The organism is Roseateles sp. (assembly GCF_049240545.1).
Classification (GTDB): Bacteria; Pseudomonadota; Gammaproteobacteria; order Burkholderiales; family Burkholderiaceae_C; genus Paucibacter_A.
This window is the reverse complement of record NZ_JBMLSK010000004.1, coordinates 1-1,686: the sequence shown is the minus strand read 5'-3', so window position 1 is coordinate 1,686 and position 1,686 is coordinate 1. Positions and strand designations below refer to the sequence as shown.

Sequence of the window (1,686 nt, the reverse complement as noted above, 5' to 3'; positions counted from 1 at the left end):
CGAGGCCGTGTGAGAACGCCCGATGAAGGCTGGGTGGCGGGCGTTTGGAGCATTGGCCCTCGAAGACCGTTCAACTCGAACAGTACGCGCGTCTCCGCCTTATGCCAGCACCACACAGTTGTCGGGGCAGTGGAGCCCCGAATGAGCATGTAAAGGGCCTACGCCCTCGCAAATCTCATCGCCTTCATCGTTTCGGCAATACCCAGCAGGCTAATCAGCCGTTTTAGGTTGTATGCCAGCACGTGCAGGCTGACTTCAGTCGGCACATGCCTCAAGGTTTTCATCAGGAAGTGCGTCGAGCCCATCCAGTGCTTGAGTGTTCCGAAGACATGCTCGACCGTGCGCCTTCGGATCTTCATCGCGTTGGGGTTGCGGTCCAGTCTCTGCTGCATGTCGTCGAGAACGTCTTCATGCTCCCACCGCCGGATCCGTCGGAAGCGGGCCGGCGTGCACTGGGCCTTCATCGGGCAATCGCTGCAGCCGTAGCGCGCGTAGGTGTGAAGGACCATACCTTCGCCGTCGACCTGGTCGGCTCCTCTACGCAGGATCTGTCCCGCAGGGCAGCGATAGACATCAGCCTTGGCATCGAAGACGAAGTCGGCCTTGCTGAATCGTCCTTCGGCTTTGCTGCCAGAGGTCATGGGCTTGGGGATGTAGGTCTGCACGCCCGCCTTCTCGGCGTCGAGGATCTCCGGGCCCTTGTAGTAGCCCCGGTCAGCGATCAGGCCGATGCCCCTGCGCCCCAGTCCTTCCTGCGCCTTGCTGGCCATGGAAGCCAGGGCCGTGCGGTCGTGGCCGACGTTTAGCACCTCGTGCGCGACGATGAGGTGGTGCGTGGTGTCCGTGGCGATCTGCACGTTGTAGCCGACGATCCCGGTGCCCCTGCCGCTGGTGGCCATGGAGCGCGCGTCGGGGTCGGTCTGTGAGAGTTGCTGGTCTGGCTGCTGCCGCAGATGTTGCTCCACTTCTCGCAGATCGTTCATCTGCCGGCGTAGCTTGCCCAGCTTGTCCTGAAGCCGTGCAGTCCTTGCGGGGAGATCATCGGGCTGGGTGCGGTCCGCCGTGTCCAGGGCCTGCAGATAGCGATCAATGCTCTCCTGGATCTGCTTCATCCGCTGCTCCAGCTTGTGTGGCGTGAAGTTGCGGTCGCGGTTGTTGACCGCCTTGAACTTGCTGCCGTCCACGGCGACGACGCCGTCGGCGAGCAATTTGAGCTTGCGGCAGATGGCCACGAACTGGCTGCAGGTCTGGCGGATGCCGCGGCCGTTGTCGCGGCGGAAGTCGGCGATGGTCTTGAAGTCGGGGGCCAGACGGCCCGTCAACCACATCAGCTCGACATTGCGCCCGCACTCTCGCTCCAGGCGCCGGCTGCTCTGCACGCGGTTCAGATAGCCGTAGATGTAGATCTTCAGCAGCACGCCAGGGTGGTAGCTGGGGCGGCCTGTCGAGGCCGGCATCATCCCGGCGAACCCAAGGCCGCCGAGGTCCAACTCGTTGACGAACGCATCAACGATGCGAACCGGGTTGTCCTCAGCTATGAAGTCATCCAGACACTCGGGCAGCAGCGTGACCTGCTGTCGGTCCTGGCTCTCGACGTATCGCGGCATACCGGCTCCTGCGCTCGATATGGCTATGAACTCTAGACACCACGCGCCGAGTCTGCGAGGGGGTTTTCACACAGCCTCG

The 1,686-nt window shown here is 62.9% G+C and carries 1 protein-coding gene; it reads right to left on the bottom strand.

From position 1 onward, the window contains the following. Positions 1–158 precede the first annotated feature (158 nt). Complete coding sequence (locus ACOVRJ_RS00110; RefSeq protein ID WP_422041876.1) at positions 159–1,607, bottom strand: IS1182 family transposase; 1,449 nt, start codon at positions 1,605–1,607, stop codon at positions 159–161. Positions 1,608–1,686 lie beyond the last annotated feature (79 nt).

Coding starts and splice junctions, on each gene's coding strand:
- ACOVRJ_RS00110 (WP_422041876.1), bottom strand. CDS start 1,607: ATGCCGCGATACGTCGAGAGCCAGGACCGACAGCAGGTCACGCTGCTG.